The sequence below is a fragment of the Micromonospora sp. NPDC007208 genome (assembly GCF_042869175.1).
GTDB lineage: Bacteria > Actinomycetota > Actinomycetes > Mycobacteriales > Micromonosporaceae > Micromonospora > Micromonospora foliorum.
On the sequence record NZ_JBIAFG010000019.1, the window covers coordinates 59,180 to 78,602 of the forward strand.

General features: G+C 69.9%; 19 protein-coding genes. 7 read left to right on the plus strand and 12 right to left on the minus strand.

Annotated elements, in window-relative coordinates; translation table 11 throughout:
- Window positions 1-4 precede the first annotated feature (4 nt).
- Window positions 5-1,015, minus strand: a complete 1,011-nt coding sequence (locus ACFYL6_RS28795; RefSeq protein ID WP_387176016.1) for an aldo/keto reductase — start codon at window positions 1,013-1,015, stop codon at window positions 5-7.
- Between the two features lie 118 nt (window positions 1,016-1,133).
- Between ACFYL6_RS28795 and ACFYL6_RS28800 the strand changes: the two genes are divergently transcribed.
- On the plus strand, window positions 1,134-1,742 hold the full coding sequence (locus ACFYL6_RS28800; RefSeq protein WP_387176018.1) for a TetR/AcrR family transcriptional regulator: 609 nt from the start codon (window positions 1,134-1,136) through the stop codon (window positions 1,740-1,742).
- A gap of 10 nt (window positions 1,743-1,752) precedes the next feature.
- Here ACFYL6_RS28800 and ACFYL6_RS28805 read toward each other — a convergent pair whose 3' ends face one another.
- The 8 genes from ACFYL6_RS28805 to ACFYL6_RS28840 form a co-directional block, all read right to left on the minus strand.
- Complete coding sequence (locus ACFYL6_RS28805) at window positions 1,753-2,634, minus strand: TauD/TfdA dioxygenase family protein (protein WP_387176020.1); 882 nt, start codon at window positions 2,632-2,634, stop codon at window positions 1,753-1,755.
- A 16-nt stretch (window positions 2,635-2,650) separates the two neighbouring features.
- On the minus strand, window positions 2,651-3,430 hold the full coding sequence (locus ACFYL6_RS28810; protein WP_387176022.1) for an ABC transporter ATP-binding protein: 780 nt from the start codon (window positions 3,428-3,430) through the stop codon (window positions 2,651-2,653).
- Window positions 3,414-4,460 carry an ABC transporter substrate-binding protein gene (locus tag ACFYL6_RS28815; RefSeq protein WP_387176024.1) on the minus strand — a complete coding sequence of 349 codons (1,047 nt, stop codon included), beginning with the start codon at window positions 4,458-4,460 and terminating at the stop codon, window positions 3,414-3,416. Before ACFYL6_RS28815 ends, ACFYL6_RS28810 begins: the two co-directional genes overlap by 17 nt.
- A gap of 36 nt (window positions 4,461-4,496) precedes the next feature.
- Entirely contained in the window at window positions 4,497-5,363 is an 867-nt protein-coding gene (locus tag ACFYL6_RS28820) for an ABC transporter permease (protein ID WP_387176027.1), read from the minus strand.
- 190 nt (window positions 5,364-5,553) lie between these two features.
- A complete protein-coding gene (locus tag ACFYL6_RS28825) occupies window positions 5,554-6,183 on the minus strand; it encodes a VOC family protein (protein ID WP_387176029.1) in 630 nt (209 codons plus the stop codon).
- Between the two features lie 63 nt (window positions 6,184-6,246).
- Window positions 6,247-7,437, minus strand: coding sequence for an MFS transporter (locus tag ACFYL6_RS28830; RefSeq protein ID WP_387176031.1), 1,191 nt, complete (start codon window positions 7,435-7,437; stop codon window positions 6,247-6,249).
- A gap of 166 nt (window positions 7,438-7,603) precedes the next feature.
- Window positions 7,604-8,488, minus strand: a complete 885-nt coding sequence (locus ACFYL6_RS28835; RefSeq protein ID WP_387176033.1) for a pyridoxal-phosphate dependent enzyme — start codon at window positions 8,486-8,488, stop codon at window positions 7,604-7,606.
- 66 nt (window positions 8,489-8,554) lie between these two features.
- Window positions 8,555-9,088: a hypothetical protein gene (locus ACFYL6_RS28840; RefSeq protein WP_238662680.1), complete on the minus strand. Its 534-nt coding sequence runs from the start codon at window positions 9,086-9,088 to the stop codon at window positions 8,555-8,557.
- 287 nt (window positions 9,089-9,375) lie between these two features.
- Between ACFYL6_RS28840 and ACFYL6_RS28845 the strand changes: the two genes are divergently transcribed.
- Together ACFYL6_RS28845 and ACFYL6_RS28850 are read left to right on the plus strand one after the other, a co-directional pair.
- A complete protein-coding gene (locus ACFYL6_RS28845; protein WP_387176035.1) occupies window positions 9,376-10,590 on the plus strand; it encodes a hypothetical protein in 1,215 nt (404 codons plus the stop codon).
- Window positions 10,583-11,164, plus strand: coding sequence for a hemerythrin domain-containing protein (locus ACFYL6_RS28850; RefSeq protein ID WP_387176037.1), 582 nt, complete (start codon window positions 10,583-10,585; stop codon window positions 11,162-11,164). The genes ACFYL6_RS28845 and ACFYL6_RS28850 overlap by 8 nt, the downstream gene beginning before the upstream one ends.
- Before the next feature lie 101 nt (window positions 11,165-11,265).
- On the opposite strand, the gene ACFYL6_RS28855 is transcribed toward ACFYL6_RS28850, so the two are convergent.
- Window positions 11,266-11,979, minus strand: coding sequence for an ANTAR domain-containing protein (locus ACFYL6_RS28855; RefSeq protein WP_387176039.1), 714 nt, complete (start codon window positions 11,977-11,979; stop codon window positions 11,266-11,268).
- 290 nt (window positions 11,980-12,269) lie between these two features.
- Here ACFYL6_RS28855 and ACFYL6_RS28860 point away from each other — a divergent pair, with 290 nt between their 5' ends.
- Window positions 12,270-12,980, plus strand: a complete 711-nt coding sequence (locus tag ACFYL6_RS28860) for a DNA alkylation repair protein (RefSeq protein ID WP_387176042.1) — start codon at window positions 12,270-12,272, stop codon at window positions 12,978-12,980.
- 237 nt (window positions 12,981-13,217) lie between these two features.
- Window positions 13,218-13,925, plus strand: coding sequence for an SDR family NAD(P)-dependent oxidoreductase (locus ACFYL6_RS28865; protein WP_387176044.1), 708 nt, complete (start codon window positions 13,218-13,220; stop codon window positions 13,923-13,925).
- A gap of 87 nt (window positions 13,926-14,012) precedes the next feature.
- On the opposite strand, the gene ACFYL6_RS28870 is transcribed toward ACFYL6_RS28865, so the two are convergent.
- The gene (locus ACFYL6_RS28870) at window positions 14,013-14,840 is read right to left on the minus strand and encodes an SAM-dependent methyltransferase (protein WP_387176046.1); all 828 of its coding nucleotides are present in this window, start codon (window positions 14,838-14,840) and stop codon (window positions 14,013-14,015) included.
- Between the two features lie 305 nt (window positions 14,841-15,145).
- On the opposite strand from ACFYL6_RS28870, the gene ACFYL6_RS28875 reads away from it, so the two are divergent.
- Together ACFYL6_RS28875 and ACFYL6_RS28880 are read left to right on the plus strand one after the other, a co-directional pair.
- Window positions 15,146-16,081 (plus strand): hypothetical protein, encoded by a 936-nt coding sequence (locus tag ACFYL6_RS28875; RefSeq protein ID WP_387176048.1) that lies wholly within the window; start codon window positions 15,146-15,148, stop codon window positions 16,079-16,081.
- A gap of 166 nt (window positions 16,082-16,247) precedes the next feature.
- Complete coding sequence (locus ACFYL6_RS28880) at window positions 16,248-17,948, plus strand: cellulose binding domain-containing protein (RefSeq protein ID WP_387176050.1); 1,701 nt, start codon at window positions 16,248-16,250, stop codon at window positions 17,946-17,948.
- A 78-nt stretch (window positions 17,949-18,026) separates the two neighbouring features.
- Here ACFYL6_RS28880 and ACFYL6_RS28885 read toward each other — a convergent pair whose 3' ends face one another.
- Complete coding sequence (locus tag ACFYL6_RS28885) at window positions 18,027-19,319, minus strand: phosphodiester glycosidase family protein (protein WP_387176052.1); 1,293 nt, start codon at window positions 19,317-19,319, stop codon at window positions 18,027-18,029.
- Window positions 19,320-19,423: the final 104 nt, after the last annotated feature.

Sequence of the window (19,423 nt, forward strand, 5' to 3'; positions counted from 1 at the left end):
GGGGTCACTTCTCGCTGTCGAGCAGGGCCATCATCGGGGTCGCGTACCGCTGGCCGGAGGCGGCGCCGGCCGGCACGGCACGCTCGATCTCGTCCAACGCGTCCTGGTCGAGCACCAGGTCGACCGCGGCCAGCGACTCGGTCAGCCGGTCCCGCCGCCGCGCACCGACAAGCGGCACGATCTGTTCGCCCTGCGCTGCCACCCAGGCGATCGCCACCTGACTCGTGGTCGCCCCCAGCCGCTGCGCGACGCGGCCGAGCGCGTCCACGAGGCGCAGGTTGGCGGTCAGGTGCTCGCCCTGGAACCGTGGGCTGTTCGCCCGGAAGTCGGTGCCGGTCAGCTCACGGTCCGGCGACCAGTGGCCGCTGAGCAGACCCCGGGACAGCACGCCGTAGGCGGTCAACCCGATGCCCAGCTCCCGCAGCGCCGGCAGGATGGTGGCCTCCGGACCACGGGAGAGCAGCGAGTACTCGATCTGGACGTCGCTGATCGGCGCCACCGCCGCGGCCCGACGGATGCTGTCCGCGCCCACCTCGGAGAGCCCGATGTGCCGGATGTAGCCGGCCTGCTGCATCTCGAGCAGCGCGCCCACGGTCTCCTCGATCGGCACCTGCGGGTTGAGCCGCGACGGCCGGTAGATGTCGATGTGGTCGGTGCCCAACCGGCGCAGCGAGTATGCCAGCCGGTCCTTCACCGCCGCCGCCGACACGTCGTACGGTGCCGCCTGGAACCCGCCGTCGGGGGTACGGCGTGCGCCGAACTTCACGCTGAGCACCACCTCGTCGCGGCGACGCTCCCGTAGCACCCGGCCGATCAGCAGCTCGTTGTGACCCGACCCGTAGAAGTCCGCGGTGTCGACCAGGTTCACACCGGCGTCGATCGCCGCGTGCAGCGTCGCGATGCTCTCCGCCTCGTCGGCCGGCCCGTACAGGTCGGACATGCCCATCGCGCCGAGCCCGATAATCGACACCTCTGGCCCGGAGGCACCCAACCGTCGCCGTCGTAGACCCGTCATGTTCCTCGTCTCCTTCGGTCGTCGTCGCGGCGCGTCTCGTGGAGTCCGGGCACCGCTGTGTACGCTGTGTCCATATAACCAGCAAGTAGACAGCGTGTCCATATCACCGGGAGGACCAGTGGCCGAGCTCACGCCGGATCCCCAGACGCCAGTGCGCCGTGGTCGCGGCCGTCGCCCCGCCGACCAGGTACGCGCGGAGATCCTCACGGCCGCCGGTGAACTCCTGCTGGCCGAGGGCATGGCCGGTTTCACCATCGAGAAGGTCGCGGCCCACGCCGGAGCCAGCCGGATGACCATCTACAAGTGGTGGCCGTCCAAGGGAGCCCTCGCCCTGGACGGCTACTTCACAGTCGTCGCGCCCACCCTGGCCTTCGCCGACACCGCCGACATCGTCGCCGACCTGACCAACCAGCTCGTCGCCTTCGTCCACCTCGTGCGGGACACCACCGCCGGGCGGGTCATCAGCCAGCTCATCGGGCAGGCGCAGACCGACCCGGAACTGGCCGCCGCCTACCGCGAGCGCTACTCCGGCCCTCGTCGGGCCCTCGCCGTCGAGACCCTCACCCGGGCCATGGCCCGTGGGCAGCTACGCGCCGACATCGACCCCGAATCCGTCGTCGACCAGCTCTGGGGCGCCTGCTACCACCGGCTTCTCATCGCCGACCTGCCGCTCACCGAGGACTTCGCCCGCACCCTGGTCGACAACCTCATCCGCGGACTGCGCTGACCGCCAGCGGTCAGGCCACCGCGCCACGCCACGGATCGACCGGGCCCTGCGGGCGGTCGCCGCGCAGGGTGATCCGGTGTACGACCCGACGCGCGCCGCCGTAGTCACGGTTGGCGTAGTGCGCGGTGCTGCGGTTGTCCCACATCACCACGTCGCCGGGCCGCCACCGGTGTCGCACCAGGTGCTCCGGCTTGGTGAGGTGGGCGTAGAGAAGATCCAGGATCGCCCGGCTCTCGGCCTCTGACACGCCGACGATGTGCGAGGTGAAGCCGGGGTTGACGAAGATGCCCTTGCGACCGGTCTCCGGGTGGACGCGCACGACCGGGTGCTCCACCGGGTCCAGTCGGGTGACCACCTCGCCCTCCCAGACGTTGCCCCGACCGCCACGGCGCTGCGCGAGGTAGTAGCCGAACTCGCGGTTGCCGTCGTGCACGGCGACCAACTGGTCCACCAGCCGTCGCACCGGCTCGGCGAGCGAGTCGTACGCGAGTTGACTGTCCGCCCAGGTGGTGTCGCCACCGGTGGGTGGCAGCGTCACCGCGCGCAGGATCGAGCCGAGCGGTGGCCGGGCGACGAAGGTCACGTCGGTGTGCCACACGTCGGCGAAACCGTTGTCCGCGCTGTCCAGCGCGTACACCTCGGGGTGTTTCTCGTCAACGCCGCCGACCACGGGATGCGAGGCGGTCAGCTCGCCGAGCCGGCGACCGAGGCGCACCTGGCCGTCGTCGTCGAGGCGTTGGTCGGCGAAGAACAGCACCTTGCGCTGCACCAACGTCGCCCGTATCGCGGCGAGTTCCGCGTCGGTCGCGCCGTGCAGGTCCAGGTTTCTCACCTCGGCCCCGAAGTGCGGCCCGAGTGGTTCCAGTGCCAGTTTCACGAGGGTGTCGGTCATGACGGTGCCTTTCGTTTCAGGCGGCGGCGGCGCGTACGGCGTGGCCGATGGTGGCGCGCAGCGCCGCGTACTCCGGTGAGCCCCGCAACTCGTCGGGTTCGACGCCGGTGCGGGGCAGATCGACGTCGAGGTCGAGGGCCACCCGACCGGGCCGGCGGGTCAGGACGATCACCCGGCTGCCGAGGAACACGGCCTCGTCCACGCTGTGCGTGACGAACACACAGGTACGGCTGGACTCCGCGCTGACCTGGCGCAGGTCCTCCTGCAACCTCTCCCGGGTCAGCGCGTCGAGGGCCGCGAACGGCTCGTCGAGCAGCAGCAACGGGTTGTCCACGGCCAGTGCCCGCGCGATGGCCACCCGCTGCTGCTGGCCGCCGGAGAGCTGCCAGGTGCGCCGGTGCGCGACGTGCGGCAGGCCGACCCGGTCCAGCAGAGCGGACACCCGACGGGACCGCTCCGGGCGGGAGACACCGGCGTAGCGCAACGCCAGCCCGACATTGCCGCCGACCGTCTTCCACGGCAGCAGCCGTGGTTGCTGGAAGACCAGGCCCGCGTTACGTCCCGGCACCGGTGGCAGGCCGGCCGCGGTCACCGTGCCGGACGTCGGCCGCTCGAAACCGGCAATCAGCCGCAGCAGCGTCGTCTTGCCGCAGCCAGAGGCGCCCACGATCACCAGGAAGGCACCCGGCGGTACGCGGAGGTCGACCGGGCCGAGGGCGGTGACCGCCGCCGACCCGCTCCCGTACGTGTGGGTGACGTCGCGGACCTCGACCGCGGCGTCAGGGTTGGAGGACATTCGGCAGCCCCCTGGTGTAGATGGCGGCCTCGAACACCGAACGGTCCGGGATCGCGTCGATCTTCTTCTGCGCCTTGAGGAAGACCGCCGCGTTGTACAGGTTCTCGGCGAGCGCGCCGACCTTCTCCGGCGAGCCCAGCCACTCCGGGCTGGCCAGGTCCGCGGGCTTGAGGAACACGCCCTGACTCAACTGGTGCTGCGCCGCGGCGGTGTCCAGGTTCAGCTCACGGCCCACGGCGGTCGCCGCGGCGGTGGGGTCGCTGGCGATGAGGTCGAGGGCCTGCGCCTCGGCCTTGCGCCACGCGTCGACAGCCTCCGGGTGCGCGTCGGCGAACGCGGTGGAGACCACGCCGAGATCCAGGGTGGGCTTGCCGGCGGTGGCCAACTCCCGGCTGCTCAGGAGCACCTTCCCGGTCTTCTTCAGCTCGTCGAGCGACGGCAGCCAGGAGTACGCGGCGTCGAGGTCACCGCGGGTCCAGGCGGCGAGGATGTCCTGCGGCTCCAGGTCGACAAGGGTCACCTCGCTCTCCTTCACCCCGGCCCGCTCCAGGGCGGCGAGCAGACTGAAGTGCGCGGTCGACGCGAACGGGGTGCCGATCTTCTTGCCCCGCAGGTCGGTGATGCTGGCGACGTCGGCGCCGTTGCGGGCCACCAGCGCCTCGTTGTCGCCCGCGACGTCGAGGACGAAGGCCACCTTGTAGGGCAGGTTCAGTGGCGCCGACAGACCCCGGGCGACCGGGCTGGAGCCGATCGCGGCGATATCCACACTGCCGGCCGCGAACGCGGTGTTGATGCTCGCGCCGGAGTCGAACTTGGTCCAGGTGATCTTGTAATCCGGTAGTGCCTTCTCCAGCAGTTGCTGGTTCTTCACGATCAGGTCGCCGCTCGGGAACGCCTGGTAGGCGAGTCGGAGACTCTTACGCTGCGGATCGCCACCGCCGCTGGCGGCGCCGTCGCCGCACGCCGCGAGTGGTACCGCGGCGGCGAGCAGAGCGGTCGCGATGAGGATTCTGGTGATCGGTCTACGCACGGGACGCCCATTTCTGAGAGGGGTGGAGAGCACGGGTCAGCTTCGACCGCGCCAGGGGACGAGCCGGTCCTCCGCGGTGCGCAGCAGCGCGTCGATGAGGAGGCCGGACAGGCCGATGGCGAACAGCCCGAGCACCACCACGTCGGTCTGCGAGTACCGTTGCGCGTCGCGGACCATGCCGCCGATGCCCGGTACGCCGTTGATGGTCTCGGCGGCGACCACCGACGAGTACGCGATGCCCACGGCGAGCCGGATGCCGGTGAAGATCTCCGGCAGCGCGTGCGGCAGCACCACGTCGCGGGTGACCGCCCAACGGCCACCGCCCAACGCCCTGGCCGCTTCGACGAGGGTGGCGGGTGCGGCCTTGACGGCGGAGGCGGTGGCGACCGCGACCGGGGGCAGCGCGGCGATGGACAGCAGCCACAGTTTCGGCGTCTCGTCGATGCCGAACCAGATGATGAACAAGCTGAAGTACGCCAGTGGTGGCAGCGCGCGGACGAAGGTGACGACCGGCTCGGTCGCGACCCGCACCCAGGCGACGGTGCCCATCACCAGGCCGAGCACCAGCCCGGCCGCCACGCCCACCACCGAGCCGATCAGGATGCGGCGCAGACTGACGCCAAGGTGCTCGACCAGCAGGTGACCGCTGTAGCCGCGAACGCCGTCGTGGGTGGTGGAGGTCTGCACCAGGCGGTCCCACACCGCCCCCGGTGACGGTATGAACGTGGGGTTGTCGGTGAGCACGGCGAGGAGCTGCCACAGCGCCAGCAGGGCCAGGAGGGAGACGGCGCGGAGCGCGACGCGTCGCCACCAGCCGGCGCGCCGCTGCGCGCGCGGCGGGCGTGTCGGTGGTGCGGCGCCGTTGTCGGCGGCCACGGTCTGTACTGCGGAAACAACGGTCACGGCTTCTCCCGATCACTATGACCTACTATTCCTACAGCTTTGGTGGGGTATCCACAAGGAATCGTCCACTGCATGGAATCCCAGCGCCGGTGCTCGGTGTGGAACTCGCGTACACGGTGCTGCCGGTGAGTCATCGTGATGACTCACCGGCAGCACGTCGATCAGCAGATGTCCGACCCGTCGGCGGGGCTCACTCGGGCGGCTTGGCCCCCGACTGCTCGCTCACCATGTACGCCGCGTACCAGTCCGGCCAGTTGTCGTCATGCTCGCCCGTCCGTTTCTCGTGCTCACCGTGTGCGGCGGCGGCGCGCCGAAGCGCGCTCGCCAGGTCGCTCGTGGAGCCGAACGACGTCAGGCCACCCTCGATACGTCCGGGAAGGCGGGTCGTGATCTCCTGCATCAGCCAGGTGTTGCCGTCCGGGTCGCGCAAACTGGCGCGCGAGAAGTAGCTGCGCCGCTGCGGGTCCGGCCCGTCGACCGGGCCGTCCGGGCTGACGTGGAAGACGTCGCCGACCTCGACACCGGCGGCGACGAGGGTGTCGCGGGCCGCCTCGATGTCGGACACGATCAGGTACGCCATGGCCGAGCCGGGGGCCGCCGGCGTGAGCCCGGGGCCGAACTGCACGGAGCACGCGGAGCCGTGCGGCGTCAACTGGACGATGCCGGGCGGGGTCTGGTCGAGCCGCCACCCGAGCCGTTCGTAGAACGCCTTCGCCCGGTCGACATCCGACACCGGAATGACGATCACCTCAAGCTTGACGTCGAGGCTCTCGATGCGCGACGTCGCAGTCGCGTCGCCCTGGGCCACCTTCGGGCTCATCGCCCCTCCTTTCTGATCATCACGCTGCTGTTTGGGTCAGTGCTCAGCGCCGGCTTGCCGGCATCAGCCCGGCGCCATCCTGGTGGCCCTGCGCACCCCCAACAGGGCGACCAGGGCCAGGAGGATCACGGCGACGGAATACTCGTCGGCGGTCCGCGGCAGGCCGCCGGCGTAGACCACGAGGAAGCCGGCGATCACCGTGGGAAGACCGAAGCCGACGTAGCTGACGACGTAGAGCACGGACAGCACGCTGGCGCGTTGGTGTGCCTCGACCAGCGGCATGACCGTCTTGAGGCTGCCCTGGAAGCCGCTGCCGAAACCGACGCCGCCGAGCGCGAGGCCGACGAAGAAGCCCGGGATGGACTGCGCCATGACCGCCACCAACGTGACGATCATGCCGAGGATGAGCGCGACGATGCCGGTCAGGATCACGGTCCGCGCGGCGGTGTTGCGTTGTACCAGCACGGCGATCGACCCGAACACGGCGAAGACGAAGAGGACCAGACCGCCGATCACGATCGAGGTGTTCATGAGACTGCGGACGAGCGCCGGGCCGAGCGCGCCGAAGAACCCGGCCAGTGCCCAGACCGCGAAGAGCACCGGGACGACGACCAGGACCGGCTGGCGCACCGAGCGGGGCAGCGTGACGTCCGGCCGTAGGCTGCGTCGGGCTCCGGCCATCGGGGTGACCGTCTCCGGCATCAGCGCGACCCCGACCGCCTGGACCAGCAGGATCACGAGGAGTACGACGTACACCAGTCGCGTCGGCGCGGGCAGGAACTGGATGAGCAGCGCCGAGAGCAGCGCACCGCTCCCGGTTCCGATACCGGGGGCGATGGAGTTCGCGAGCGTGCCCCGGGCCCGGTCGATGTCGAGCATGGCGGCGCCCACGGCGCCGGTGGCGGCGCCGGCAGCCAGCCCCTGCACGAGGCGGGCGACCAGCAGGGCCGCGACACCGTTGGCGACGATGAAGACGACAAGCGCGAGCATCTGCACCGCGATCGCGACGGCCAGCACCGGCCGTCGACCGACGTGGTCGGACAACCTGCCGAACGTGAGCAGCGACGCCAGCACCGCGAGCGCGTAGACGGCGAACACCACGGTGGTGGTGACCGGCGAGAAGTGCCAGCGTTCCTGGTACAGCCCGTAGAGCGGGGTCGGGGCGGCCGAGGCGGCCAGGAACGACACCAGGATCGACGCCAGCAGCACCAGGGAGACCGTCGGTGTGAGTCGGGCCCGCCCTGCCATGCGCATGTCGGTGCTCCTCGGCTGCGTGAAAAGCGGTCAGCCTGGGCCTTCCGCCGGCCCCCGGGGCCACGGCGGCGTACCCGGTTGGCGCCGGCACATGCCAGCTCAGCCCTCGGTGTCCTGACCGGTCGCCGGGGCGGGTGCCCTCGCCGTGCGTGGCCGGCCGGTGCCCCTACAACTCGGGGTGGCCGAAAAGTCCCGGCAACCCGCCGGTGTGCAGAAAGACGACCCGGTCGCCGCGCGGAAAGCTGCCGGCCAGCAGCGCCGCCATCGCCCGACCGGTGTACGTCGGATCCAGGAAGACCCCCTCCGTACGCGCGGTCACCTCCAGCGCCACCCGGACGGCGTCGGTAAGCGTCCGGTACCCGGCACCCACCTGGGTGCCGTCGATCCGCAGCGCCTCCGGCTCGACCTCGCCGACGAGCATCCCGGCGACGGTCGCCCGAGGGTCCGGCAGAGCGCCGACATCCACGCCGATCACCCGCTCCGCGCCCAACTCCCGCACCAGGCCGGCCATCGTCCCGCCGGAGCCGAGCGCCGTCACGACCTCGACCCCGTCGATGGTGGGCAGCTGGGCTCGCAGCTCCCGACCGCAGTCCACATAGCCCTGGGTCGACGCGGGTGAGGTGCCACCGAACGGGATGACGTACGCCGATCGTCGCTCCGCCTCGACCGCCACGACCTCGGCGAGCGGACGGTCTCCGCTCCAGACGATCTCCGCTCCGGCGAGCTCGTCGAGCAGCAGGTTCCCGCGCCGGTTCTCCGGGGGCGCGCCGGCGAGCACCAGCACGCAGGAGAGGCCGAGCCGCGCGGTCGCGGCGGCGGTGAGCCGGGCGTGGTTGCTCTGCGGCGCCCCCGAGGTGATGACCGTGGTGGCGCCGTCGGTGATCGCCTGCGCGCAGGTGTACTGGAGCTTGCGGATCTTGTTGCCGCCCCCGCCGAGGCCGTTGAGATCGTCACGCTTGAACCAGAGTTCGCCCAGCCCCAGCCGGGCGGCGAGCCGGGGTGCGGCCTCCAGCGGCGTCGGCCACGTACCGAGGGGAACGGGTGTGATCATCCGTGCAGCTAAACACGCCGCGGCCCCGCACGCGGCTTCCTGGCCGTCGGCAGTTCCTCCGCGCGGCTAGGCCCGACGTGCTGCTGCCCGGGGCAGCGGACCGACGTCTGCGTGGCGACCGGGACGGAGCGCCGCGTGCCGCTGCCCGGGGCCCGCTCCGTCGCGGGCGGCGAGCGCGTCGGCCACCGCTCCGGTGGCGAACGCGTAGATGGACTTGTGCAACACGTCGATGGCGAGTTCGGGGCGGGGCCAGGTTGGCGGGGGCGCCCCCACGCCTGTGGCGTTCTCCAGGATCTGGTCGTTGGTCAGGCGCACCGCGGTGAACATCGTTGACGCCCAGGCGCCGCGCAGCCCGGCCTGCGCCATGACGCTGCGTAGCACGCCGACCAGCGCGCCCTGGCCGTAGTGCATCGCCAGGTTCTGCCACCGGGGCTGCTGCCCGGAGGATTCCGGCAGGCCAGTCAGCCTGGCCAGAACCCGAGCCGGCACGTAGGAGTCGGGCCGTCCGGTCACCCGCTGTTCGATCTTCTCGGCGGCCGTCATCACCACCGCCCCGGCCAGACCCGCCACCACTCCCTGCCACACCGCTCGCTTCAGCATGGCTCAGCCCTACCCACCGGTCCGGCACCCACACCCGCAAATCGTCATCGGACCGCGTTCGGGACGACTGCCTTGTTTGCCACCGTTCGGGGTGGGTACCGGGCGATCGGGTCAAGACATGCGCCCTCCAATGGTCAGCCCTCGCCGTGCCGCGACGGCTCCCTCGAAGAAGCGACGTGGCTCCGCGACGCCCCCGCCGCGCGGCACGGACACGTCAACCCCTCGGCTCCTCCGTCGCTGCTCGACCCTAGGCGGCACGGCCACCATCCCCCCAATGAAGGAGAGGCATGTTCAATCCGCTCGACCACAAAGGAATCCCACTCGAGAACCAGATCCGTAACTGGCGTGAGCTGAACGTCGATCCGATCGACCCGGAGGCGGTCGACCCGTACACCCGGTGCCGGATCATCACGATGAACGGCATCGAGATCGAGGCGATCAACTTCCAGCACCAGTTCGCCCGGAACTGCCCCGACCAGGAGGTCCGCCGACAGCTCGCCTACGTCCGGTACGTGGAGAGTCAGCAGCAGCGGGTGGTGAACTGGCTGCTTCCCGGCGTCGCCAGCGTGCTGGAGACGACGCTCGGCTACGAGCAGGTGGCCGTCGACCTCACTGCCTGGGTGGCCCGCCACGAACCCGACCCCTATCTCAAGCAGGCGTACGAGTTCGGTGTGCTGGAGGACTTCGACCACCTGTACCGCTACGCCAACCTCTACGAGATGGTCGAGCGACGCAAGGCGGAGAAGATCGTCGACGGGCTCACCGAGGTCATGCCCGGCCGACCGACGGTCCAGGAGCACCGGCATCCCTTCGACGAGGTCCGCACCCCGTACGACCGCAACTCGGTGGACCCGCGCTCGAAGCTGCACGCGCTGACGATCCTCTCAGCCGAGCAGCAGGTGATGTTCTACTACATGAACGTCGGCCCGCAGTACATGGAACCGATCGCGCGTCAGCTCTACCAGGAGATCAGCCTGATCGAGCAGGAGCACGTCACCCACTACGAGTCACTGCTGGACCCGGGCGAGAACTGGTGGGAGCGGCTACTCACCCATGAGTACAACGAGTGCTGGCTCTACTACTCCTTCCTGCAGCAGGAGAGCGACCCTCGGATCAAGGCGGTCTGGGAGCTGCACCTGCAGATGGAGTTGGCGCACCTCCAGCAGGCCGCCGACCTGCTGCGTCGGCACGACGGCCGGGAGCCGGAGGAGGTCGTCGGCAGTGTCGGCCTTCCCGAGCCGCTGACCTTCGAGCCCAACAAGGACTACCTGCGCCACCTGTTGGCCACCCAGATCGACCTGACGAAACTCGGTGAGGGCTACGTCCGCGAGGCGCACGAGCGCTTCGAGTGGATGCAGCAGCAGCTGCACGACGGCCAGCAGCCGCCGAGCGAGCAGGTCATCGCCATGCACCGGGAACGCTTCGGCGACGAGTACCGCATCGAGACCGAGGGCCCGCACCCGATCGAGACGCTTCGCGCCGAAGGAGGCAGCCATGCCTGACACCGACGCCCCGGCCACCCCCGGCCCCGAGGAGGACGTGGTCGACCTGCTACTCGCCCAGCACGCCCAGATCGAGCAACTCTTCCTGCTGGTCATCGGCGGCACCGGCGACACCCGACGGGACGCCTTCGACGACCTCGTCAAGCTCCTCGCCGCGCACGAGACCGCCGAGGAGGAGGTCGTCCACCCGCTCGCCCGGACGTTGCCGGGTGGGGGTGGTGACGCGATGGTCGACGACCGGCTCGACGAGGAACGGCAGGCGAAGGAGACCCTGCAAACCTTGATCGAGGGTGGCGTCGACGCCGACGGCTTCGACACCGGCATCGTCCTGCTGCGCGACGCCGTGCTGCTGCACGCCCGGCACGAGGAGCGCTACGAGTTCCCCCAGCTTCGCCAGCACGTTCCGGTCGACCGGCTTCGAAGCCTCGCCACGGCCGTCCGGGCGGCGGAGGCGTCCGCGCCGACGCGGCCACACCCCAGCGCCCAGTCCGCGAAGGGCAACCTCGCCGCCGGACCGGTGCTGGCGGTCATCGACCGGGTACGCGACGCCGTACACAAGCCTTCGGAGAGCTGACTGGCATCAGCCGGGCAGTCGCCGTCCGTGCGACCTGCCGACAGGGCCGCCCGCCTCGTGCGGGCGGCCCTGTCGAATGCCGCTGACAGTCAGGGCGACACTCACCCCTGAGTTTTCTCCGCTGCCTGGGCGACCAGGGTCTCCGCGACCTCGCGCACCTTCCGGTTGGTGTCCTGCGAGATCTTCGACAGCAGCGCGAACGCCTCCTCCGGCGAGCACCGCCGGCCCCCCATGATGATTCCCTTGGCCTGCTCGATCACCGCCCGGCTCCGCATCGCCTCCTGCATCTGCGCCGCCTGCGTGGCGGCGTTCTCGTACAGGTGCGCGTTGGCCAGAGCCACCGCCGCGTACGCGGCGAAACCCTGCGCGCTGGCGATCGAGGACAGGTCGAATGCGTGCACCGAATCGCTGTAGACGTTGAGCGCACCCACCACCGACCCCTGGATGGGAAGCCCGATGGAGAGGGAACTCCGCACCCCGGCGGCGCGAGCGGTCTCCGCCCAGGTCGGCCAGCGCTCTTCGGTGGCCATGTCCGGTACGGAGATGGTGTCGCCGCTGGCGGAGGCATCCAGGCAGGGGCCACGGTTCTGCTCGTACTGCCACTCGTCCAACTGACGGGCCAGCTCGCCGGTGAATGCCCCGGTCCAACCGACCCGATCCCGGACCAGAGTGACCGTCACCTCCCTCGTCCCGGGAATGCTCCCCTTGGCGAGTTCGGCGATCCGGGCCAGCATGTCGTCGAGGCTGACCTCGTCGAGTCTGACCCGGCCCAGCTCGGCCATCGCGTCGGCGGGATCCATCGTCGGCTGCGTCATCGCAGTGCGCCCTCCTCGATCGGCGTCCGCCGGATTGGCAAGTTCCGGCATTGCCGGCACCTCGTCAGATGCCCGGCAGCTCCGCTCCGGGGCGGTTGTCAGCAGTCGTGGTCCTACCCCCTGAATCACCCACTCACACCCTGGCGAGGGACGGGCGGCCTGCGTTCCGGCTCGACCAGGGATGGATGAACCCACCGTATAACCCAGGCTCCTGCCAGCTCGTCAGCTGAACCTTCTCCGCCGCCGCCCAGGCCGCCCGGGACGGCTGACCGGCGGTAGCGTGGTCGGTCATGGCCACCAGCGTCGACGTGCGTCGGGAACTCGCCGGCCTCGCCGACCCACGTCGAGCCGAGGCGTCGAGCCGGTTCCTCCAGATGGTGCCCGGCGGGTACGGCGAGGGCGACCGGGCCCTCGGTGTCTCCGTGCCCGACCAGCGCACGGTGGCCGCCCGGTTCTGGCGCGACCTCTCGCTGGCCGAGGCGACGACGCTGCTCACCGACGGCGCGCACGAGGAGCGACTGACCGCGCTGCTCATCCTGGTGCGGAAGTTCGCCAAGGGCGACGAGCGGGAACGGGGCCGGGTCTTCGACACTGTCCTGGCCAACACCGGCCACATCAACAACTGGGACCTGGTGGACTCGTCCGCGCCGTACATCGTCGGCCCCTGGCTGATCGACCGGGACCGCGGCGTCCTGGACCGGTTGGCCGACTCGAGCCTCGTGTGGGACCGGCGCATCGCCATCATGGCGACCTTCGCCTTCATCAAGGCCGGTGACTTCGAGTGGACCTTCCGACTCGGCGACCGGCTCCTGCACGACCAGCACGACCTCGTCCGGAAGGCGGTGGGCTGGATGCTGCGCGAGGTGGGCAACCGGGACAGGGCGGCGGAGGAGGAGTTCCTCGCCCGCCGCTACCGGGTCATGCCGCGGGTCATGCTGCGGTACGCGATCGAGAAGTTCGAACCGCACCGTCGCCGCGAGTACCTGTCCGGCGTTCTCTAGCACTGCGCCGGCAGTGGGCGAATCGTCTTCGGGCCGAATTCCTTGGAGCGGGTGACGGACGTCGCCATGGTGGAAAGTCGCACCGGGGACGCCGGTCGGTACCAGGATGTGGCCGCCAGTGGGCATCCTCGGACAAATGCAGTCTGACGCGCGGCCGGGATGACACGATCCAATCGGCAACCAGTGCGTTGCCGAGGGCATCACGTTCAGCTGTCACTGCAACCACGGGAGTTAACGGTGGCGACCATCCTGATCACCGGCGCTAACAAGGGCCTGGGCTTCGAGACTGCCCGACAGCTCGTGGCCGGCGGGCACAAGGTGTACGCGGGTGCGCGCGACGCCGATCGTGGGCGCCGAGCCGCCAACGAACTCGGCGCCAGCTTCATCCTGGTGGACGTGACCGACGACGCCTCAGTGGTAGCGGCCGCGGAGAAGGTGGAGGCCGAGGGCGGGCTGGACGTCTTGGTCAACAACGCCGGCATCGAACCGCGCCAGGCCGACGGGGGTTTCATTCCGGCCGCCGAGGTCACCGCTGACCTCGCTCGTCGGGTGTTCGAAACCAATGTGTTCGGGCACATTCGAATGCTGCACGCGTTCCTGCCGTTGCTGGAACGCTCCGCCTCGCCAGTCGTGGTCAACGTCGGCAGCGGGGCGTCTCTCATGCGCGAACTCAGCAACCCCGAGAGCCCGGCGCACTTTTATCCCGACATCCCCTATCCGGCGTCCAAGGCAGCCGTCAGCATGCTGACCGTCCAATACGCCAAGGCGTACCCCGGTATGCGGATCAACGCCGTGGATCCCGGTTTCACCGCCACCGATCTCAACTTTCACGCCGGTCACCAGACCATTGAGCAGGGAGCGGAGATCATCGTACGGATGGCCCAGATCGGTCCGGACGGTCCCAGCGGCGGGTTCTTTGACGCTCGGGGTGTCATCCCCTGGTGAGCGGGCTGCGCCGGATCAGAGGGCGATGATCTTGATAGCTCAGGCGGGGCCTGGAGGTCGGCCGGGCAGGGCCGCCGGGAGACAGCGTCAGCGCTTGCGACCCACCCCGCCGAAGGCGTCGATGTCGGCGGGCGTGTCGACCGCGTCGTCCGGCCGCCACTGCGGGCACGGCACGACGCCGGGCTCGACCAGCTCCAGGCCGTCGAAGAAGCCGGCGATCTCGCCGGGCGAGCGCAGAGTGTACGAGGCCGCACCGCTGTCGTTGTAGTCGTCCTGTGCCTGCTGCATCTCGGCACTGATCAGGCTCGTGCCGTCGTTCAGGGAGAGGTAGCTGCCGCTCGGCAACGCCGCCACCAGCTCACGGGTGATCGAACGGGCCGCCTCGTAGTCGGGCACGTGGCCCATGACGCCACTGAGGATGAGACCGATCGGCTGCGCGAAGTCGAGCGTCTTGCCGGCCTCGGCGATGACCGCGGCCGGATCGTGCAGGTCGCCGTCGATGTAGGCGGTCCGACCCTCGGCCGTGCCCACCAGCAACGCACGGGCGTGCACCAGCACCAGCGGGTCGCTGTCGACGTAGACGATCCGCGCGTCCGGCGCGATCCGTTGGGCCACCTCGTGGGTGTTGTTGGCGGTCGGCAACCCGGTGCCGACGTCGAGGAACTGGCGGATGCCCGCGTCGGCGGCGAGGAACCTGATCGAGCGGACCAGGAACTGCCGGGAGGCCCGGGCCACGTCGACCACGCCGGGGAAGACCTGGCGATACTGGTCCCCGGCCTCGCGGTCGACCGCGAAGTTGTCCTTGCCACCGAGCCAGTAGTTCCAGATCCGCGCCGAGTGCGGCACCGACGTGTCGATCTTCGGCTGCGCGCCAGCCTCACCAACATCGGGCCGGCCGGTCGTCGGCGATTCCATGGTCACAGCAAACCCCCCGTATCGAACGCGTACGCGACGTGGTCGCGGGACGGCCCGGTGTCGAGGAAGCGACCACCCGTGACCGTGCCACGGTATAGAAGGTCGAGGATCCACACCACACCCGGTCACTCCACAACAGACGGGCCTCACCGCGAAGCAGGCCGACACCGTCCTCGACGCTGCCCGGCTCGACGCCGACCTGACGGTGAGTGCCGCGCGCACGCTGCGGCCGGTCCCTCCCGCGAGGGAGTGAGGTCCCCTGTCAGCGGGGTCCGCCCACTGCGGGGCGCCGGCAGGATCGGTGCATGACGACATCGACACCGATCGTCGGTCGGACCGTCCACGGCCTGACGTACGCAGTGCTCGGCTGGGCCGTGGCATACGGGGGCGTGCGTCTGGCGTGGACGGTCAGCGAGGCTCCACAGTTCGGGCGGCTCGGGCTGGACCTGCTCGGTTTCACCGGCTGGTGGTCGGTGGCGTTGTGTGCGGCCGCGGGCGGGCTGGCGGTTGCCCTGGACCGGGTGGCGACCTGGCGCCCGGCACTTGCGGGGCTCGCCTGGACGGTCGCCGGAGCGCTCGTCGCGGCGGCCGCGATCCTGTTGCCGGAACTGGTGGGCTTCCTGCTGTTCACCGTCGGCCCCTTCTTCGACCCGCTGGCGTTCGCCAGCCGGCTCGGTTGTGTCACCGGAGCGGTCCTGCTCGGCCTGGCCACCGCGCGCTACCAGCGGCGTACCCGGGGCGACTGCCCAGACTGCTGCCGGACGGTCCGCCCGGGTACGCGACGCTCGGCACCCGCGCGGTGGGCGCGCTGGGCCGCGTACGCCACGGTGGGTGGTCTCGTGACCCGCTTCGCGGCGCAGTTCGTGGTGGGGTTCGACCGCGTCGACCAGAGCGGCTCCCTGCTCGGGTTGGAGATCGGCCTGGTGCTGGCCGGCGTGCTGTTGCCACTGGCGCTGGTGTACCACTGGGGTGAGGTCTGGCCGGGCTGGGTGCCGCTGCTCGCCGGCCGCACGATTCCTCGTCCGCTGCTGCTGGTGCCCGGCTTCGGGCTCGGCGCGGGCATCGTGGCCTACTTCGGCATGGGGATAGTGCAGGTGACCTCGGGCTCGCACAGCGAGTTCTCCGATGCGTTCCTGTGGGTGGCGATGTCGGCGTACCTGGTCATGGGGGTGGGTCTGGTCGTCGCGTCCACCGACTATCACCTGCGCACTCGTCGGCAGTGCGGCACCTGCGGCCGGTGACGGCAGCACTCATTGTCGGCGGACTGCATTGACAGGAATCATTAGACGAATTAGCTTTCTGAACCTGGGAGCGCTCCCAATTCTCCGCCGCCCACACCATCGCTGAATCTCGCCGTAGACGAGCCCTCCGGAGGCGTGGACGCCACCACCACGTCAGGAGAAGTTCATGAGAAGAAGAAGAGTGACAAACGCTGCCCTGGTGTCGGCCGGTGCCGTCCTGTTGGCATCGGCGGCGGTCGCCGTGGCGGCGCCGGCCGGGGCCGCGGCCGCCGGCTGTTCGGTCAACTACAGCGTGTCATCGCAGTGGCAGGGAGGCTTCGGCGCCAACGTCACCATCACCAATCTCGGTGACGCGGTGACCAGTTGGACGCTGACCTGGCACTACGACGCCGGACAGACCGTCACGCAGGCGTGGAACACGACGCTGACCCAGAGCGGCGCCGCCGTCACCGCCAGGAACGTCAGCTACAACGGGGCCATCGCGGCCAACGGGACGGTCTCGTTCGGATTCAACGGCTCGTCGACCGGCAGCAACCCCGATCCGACCATCTTCGCGTTGAACGGGGTGGCCTGCACCGGCGGCACGGAGCCGACTCCCCCGCCGACGACCCCACCGCCGACGACTCCGCCGCCGAACGGGCCGGCGGACATCACGGTGAACAGCGCGACCAGATACCAGACGGTCGACGGCTTCGGGGCCGCGCAGTCGATCTGGGGTAGCGCCTGGTCGACGGCGGACACTCAGACGCTGGTCGGGATGGGCGCCAACCAGTTGGGGCTGTCCATCGTGCGCACCGGCCTGTCGCCGGTCTCCAGCGAGTGGGCGACGCACGTGAACTCGTTGAAGACGGCGAAGTCGTACGGGTCCAACGTGAAGATCCTCGCCTCGCCGTGGACCGCGCCAGCGGCGTGGAAGACCAACAACAGCCGGGTCAACGGCGGCAAGCTGAAGACCGACTACTACGACGACTACGCCTACCACCTGAACAGCTACGTGCAGTACATGCGTGGCCAGGGCGTACCCATCGACGTCACCTCCGTGCAGAACGAGCCCGACTGGCACCCGGACTACGACTCGATGGACTGGAGCGGCACCGAGCTGCGCACCTTCGTCCGCGACCAGGGCACCAAGGTGCAGAACACCAAGCTGATGGTCGCCGAGGCGGTGAACATGAACTACAACTTCACCGATCCGACCCTCAACGACGCGACCGCCCGCAACAACATCGGCTACGTCGGTGGGCACCTCTACGGCACCGAGGAGTCCGGCCGGCTGCGGCCGTACTCCCTGGCCGAGCAGCACAACAAGCCGGTGTGGATGACCGAGTGGAACCTGCACGCCGCCGACGGTGGCGGCTCCAACATCTGGGGCAACCCCGCCAACGCGGCGGTCTGGAACGAGACCCTCGACGACATCATGCGCACCGTGCACAAGTCGATGGAGGCCAACTGGAACGCCTACATCTGGTGGTACGGCAAGCGCTACTACTCCTTCATCGGCGACGGTGAAGCCGCGTTCGGCACCACCGCGGGCGCTCCGCTCAAGCGCGGGTACGCCTTCTCGCAGTACGCGAAGTACGTCCGCCCCGGCTACCAGCGGGTCGCCCTGACGAAGAGTTCCAAGGCCTCGCCGCTGGAGGTGACGGCCTACCAGGGGGACGGGAAGATCACCCTGGTGATCCTCAACCGCTCGAACAGCGCGGTCAACAACGCCGTGATCCAGGCCCCGCAGAACGTCACCCGGGCCGAGCACTACCTCACCTCGCAGAACGCCAACGCGGCCAGCCAACCGACCGCCGTGAACGGCGGTCAGGCCACCATCAGCGTCGGCGCCCGCAGCATCTCCACTGTCGTGTTCACCCTCTGAGAACTCCGCTCGGCCCTGCCACGGTCGGCGTCGCGGGTGCCCCAGCCACACGCTGGGGCACCCGCTTGTTAGCGACGGTCAGTGCCCGCCGTGGTAACGGCCTTCGACGTAGACGAGCGCGTCACCAACGGCCCGCTCGGCTCCGCTGGGGTGGTTGACCAGCGTGCCCTGAGCGGCCATGGCGGTGGAGCCGCCGCCGTCGAGGTTGACCGCGTCGGACATGCCGAGTGCCTGGGCGACGGCGGCGGTCTCGTCCAGCGTGGCGCCGACGCTTGTGGTCTGTCGACCGTCGATGGTCGCGAGCACGACCTTCCCGTCCCGGGTGGTGCCGGCGATGGTACGAGGGTTGCGGGCGAAGAAGCTGTCGGATCCGCCGTCGGGCACGACCACCTGGCCGTCCGCCGTCAACGGGTACCGCCCGTTCACGCCGAACAGTCCGGGCCGCAGTGGGAGTTTCCGCCCCCGCTGGTCGGTCACCGTCGAGGTCAGGTCCAGGCATCCCCGGCCGGCCACCGCCAGCAGACCGCCGGCGTCCCGCCCGGTGGCCTGCAGCGAGGTCTGGCCCACGGCGAGGGTGGTGCCGCGGGTCGTCGCGGTCCGCACCACACAGCCGAGGCGATCGAGGACGACCTCCACGCCGACGCCAGTCGGAGTGGCCGAGTCGAACTCGGAGGTGAACCGGACAACGTCGCCGGGCTCGGTGCACGCGCTCTGGTCGGCCAGGGCGGCACAACCGGCAGGGATGACCGGTGGGTGGTTGATGAACTCCAGTGGCAGGACGGCCCGGGTCTGCCGGTTCCGTACGCTGCCCGACCAGGTGAGCTTTCCGGTGAGCGCGCGGTTGGTGTTGGCGTCGACGACGAAGTTGACTTCGCCGGGCTCGGTGGTGGGCTCACTGAGCACTTTCCCGCCGTACAGGCCCAGGCCAACCGGGTCACCGGGGTAGAGCGGGCTGGCGGTGAAGGTGAAGAAGGAGGCATTGACGCCCGCCAGGGCACCGGAGTCACGAACGAGATCGGTGGTCTTCTCGACCTGGCCGAGGTTCGGGCCGTACGTCGCCTTCAGGTGTCCGCGTGCCCGAGGCGGGTCGATGGTGAGCACGTTGACCACCCACGGGCCGCGACTGGTGGTGTTGATCTGGTCGGCCGGCGCGGGCTCGGTTCCACGCACGATGTGGGTCAGGGTCACGCCGTCGGCCAGGACCCGGCTGGTGGTGGTCTCCGTCAGGTCGGCGTCGCCGATCGGCAGGACGTCACTGGCGGCGTCGGCGCGGGCACCCGGAACGACACCGAGCGCCACCGCGGCCAGCGTGGCGGCAGCGACCGCACCGGCGCGGCGTAGGCCGGAGAGGCCAGGAGTGGAAACAGTCATGCCCTGAGCCTTGCGATGGAAAAGAAGCACGCACCGGACAGAACCTGACAGCTAGTCGAATTTCGGTGAAAGGACGTATCGGACCACTCGAACGAGAGGGCCGG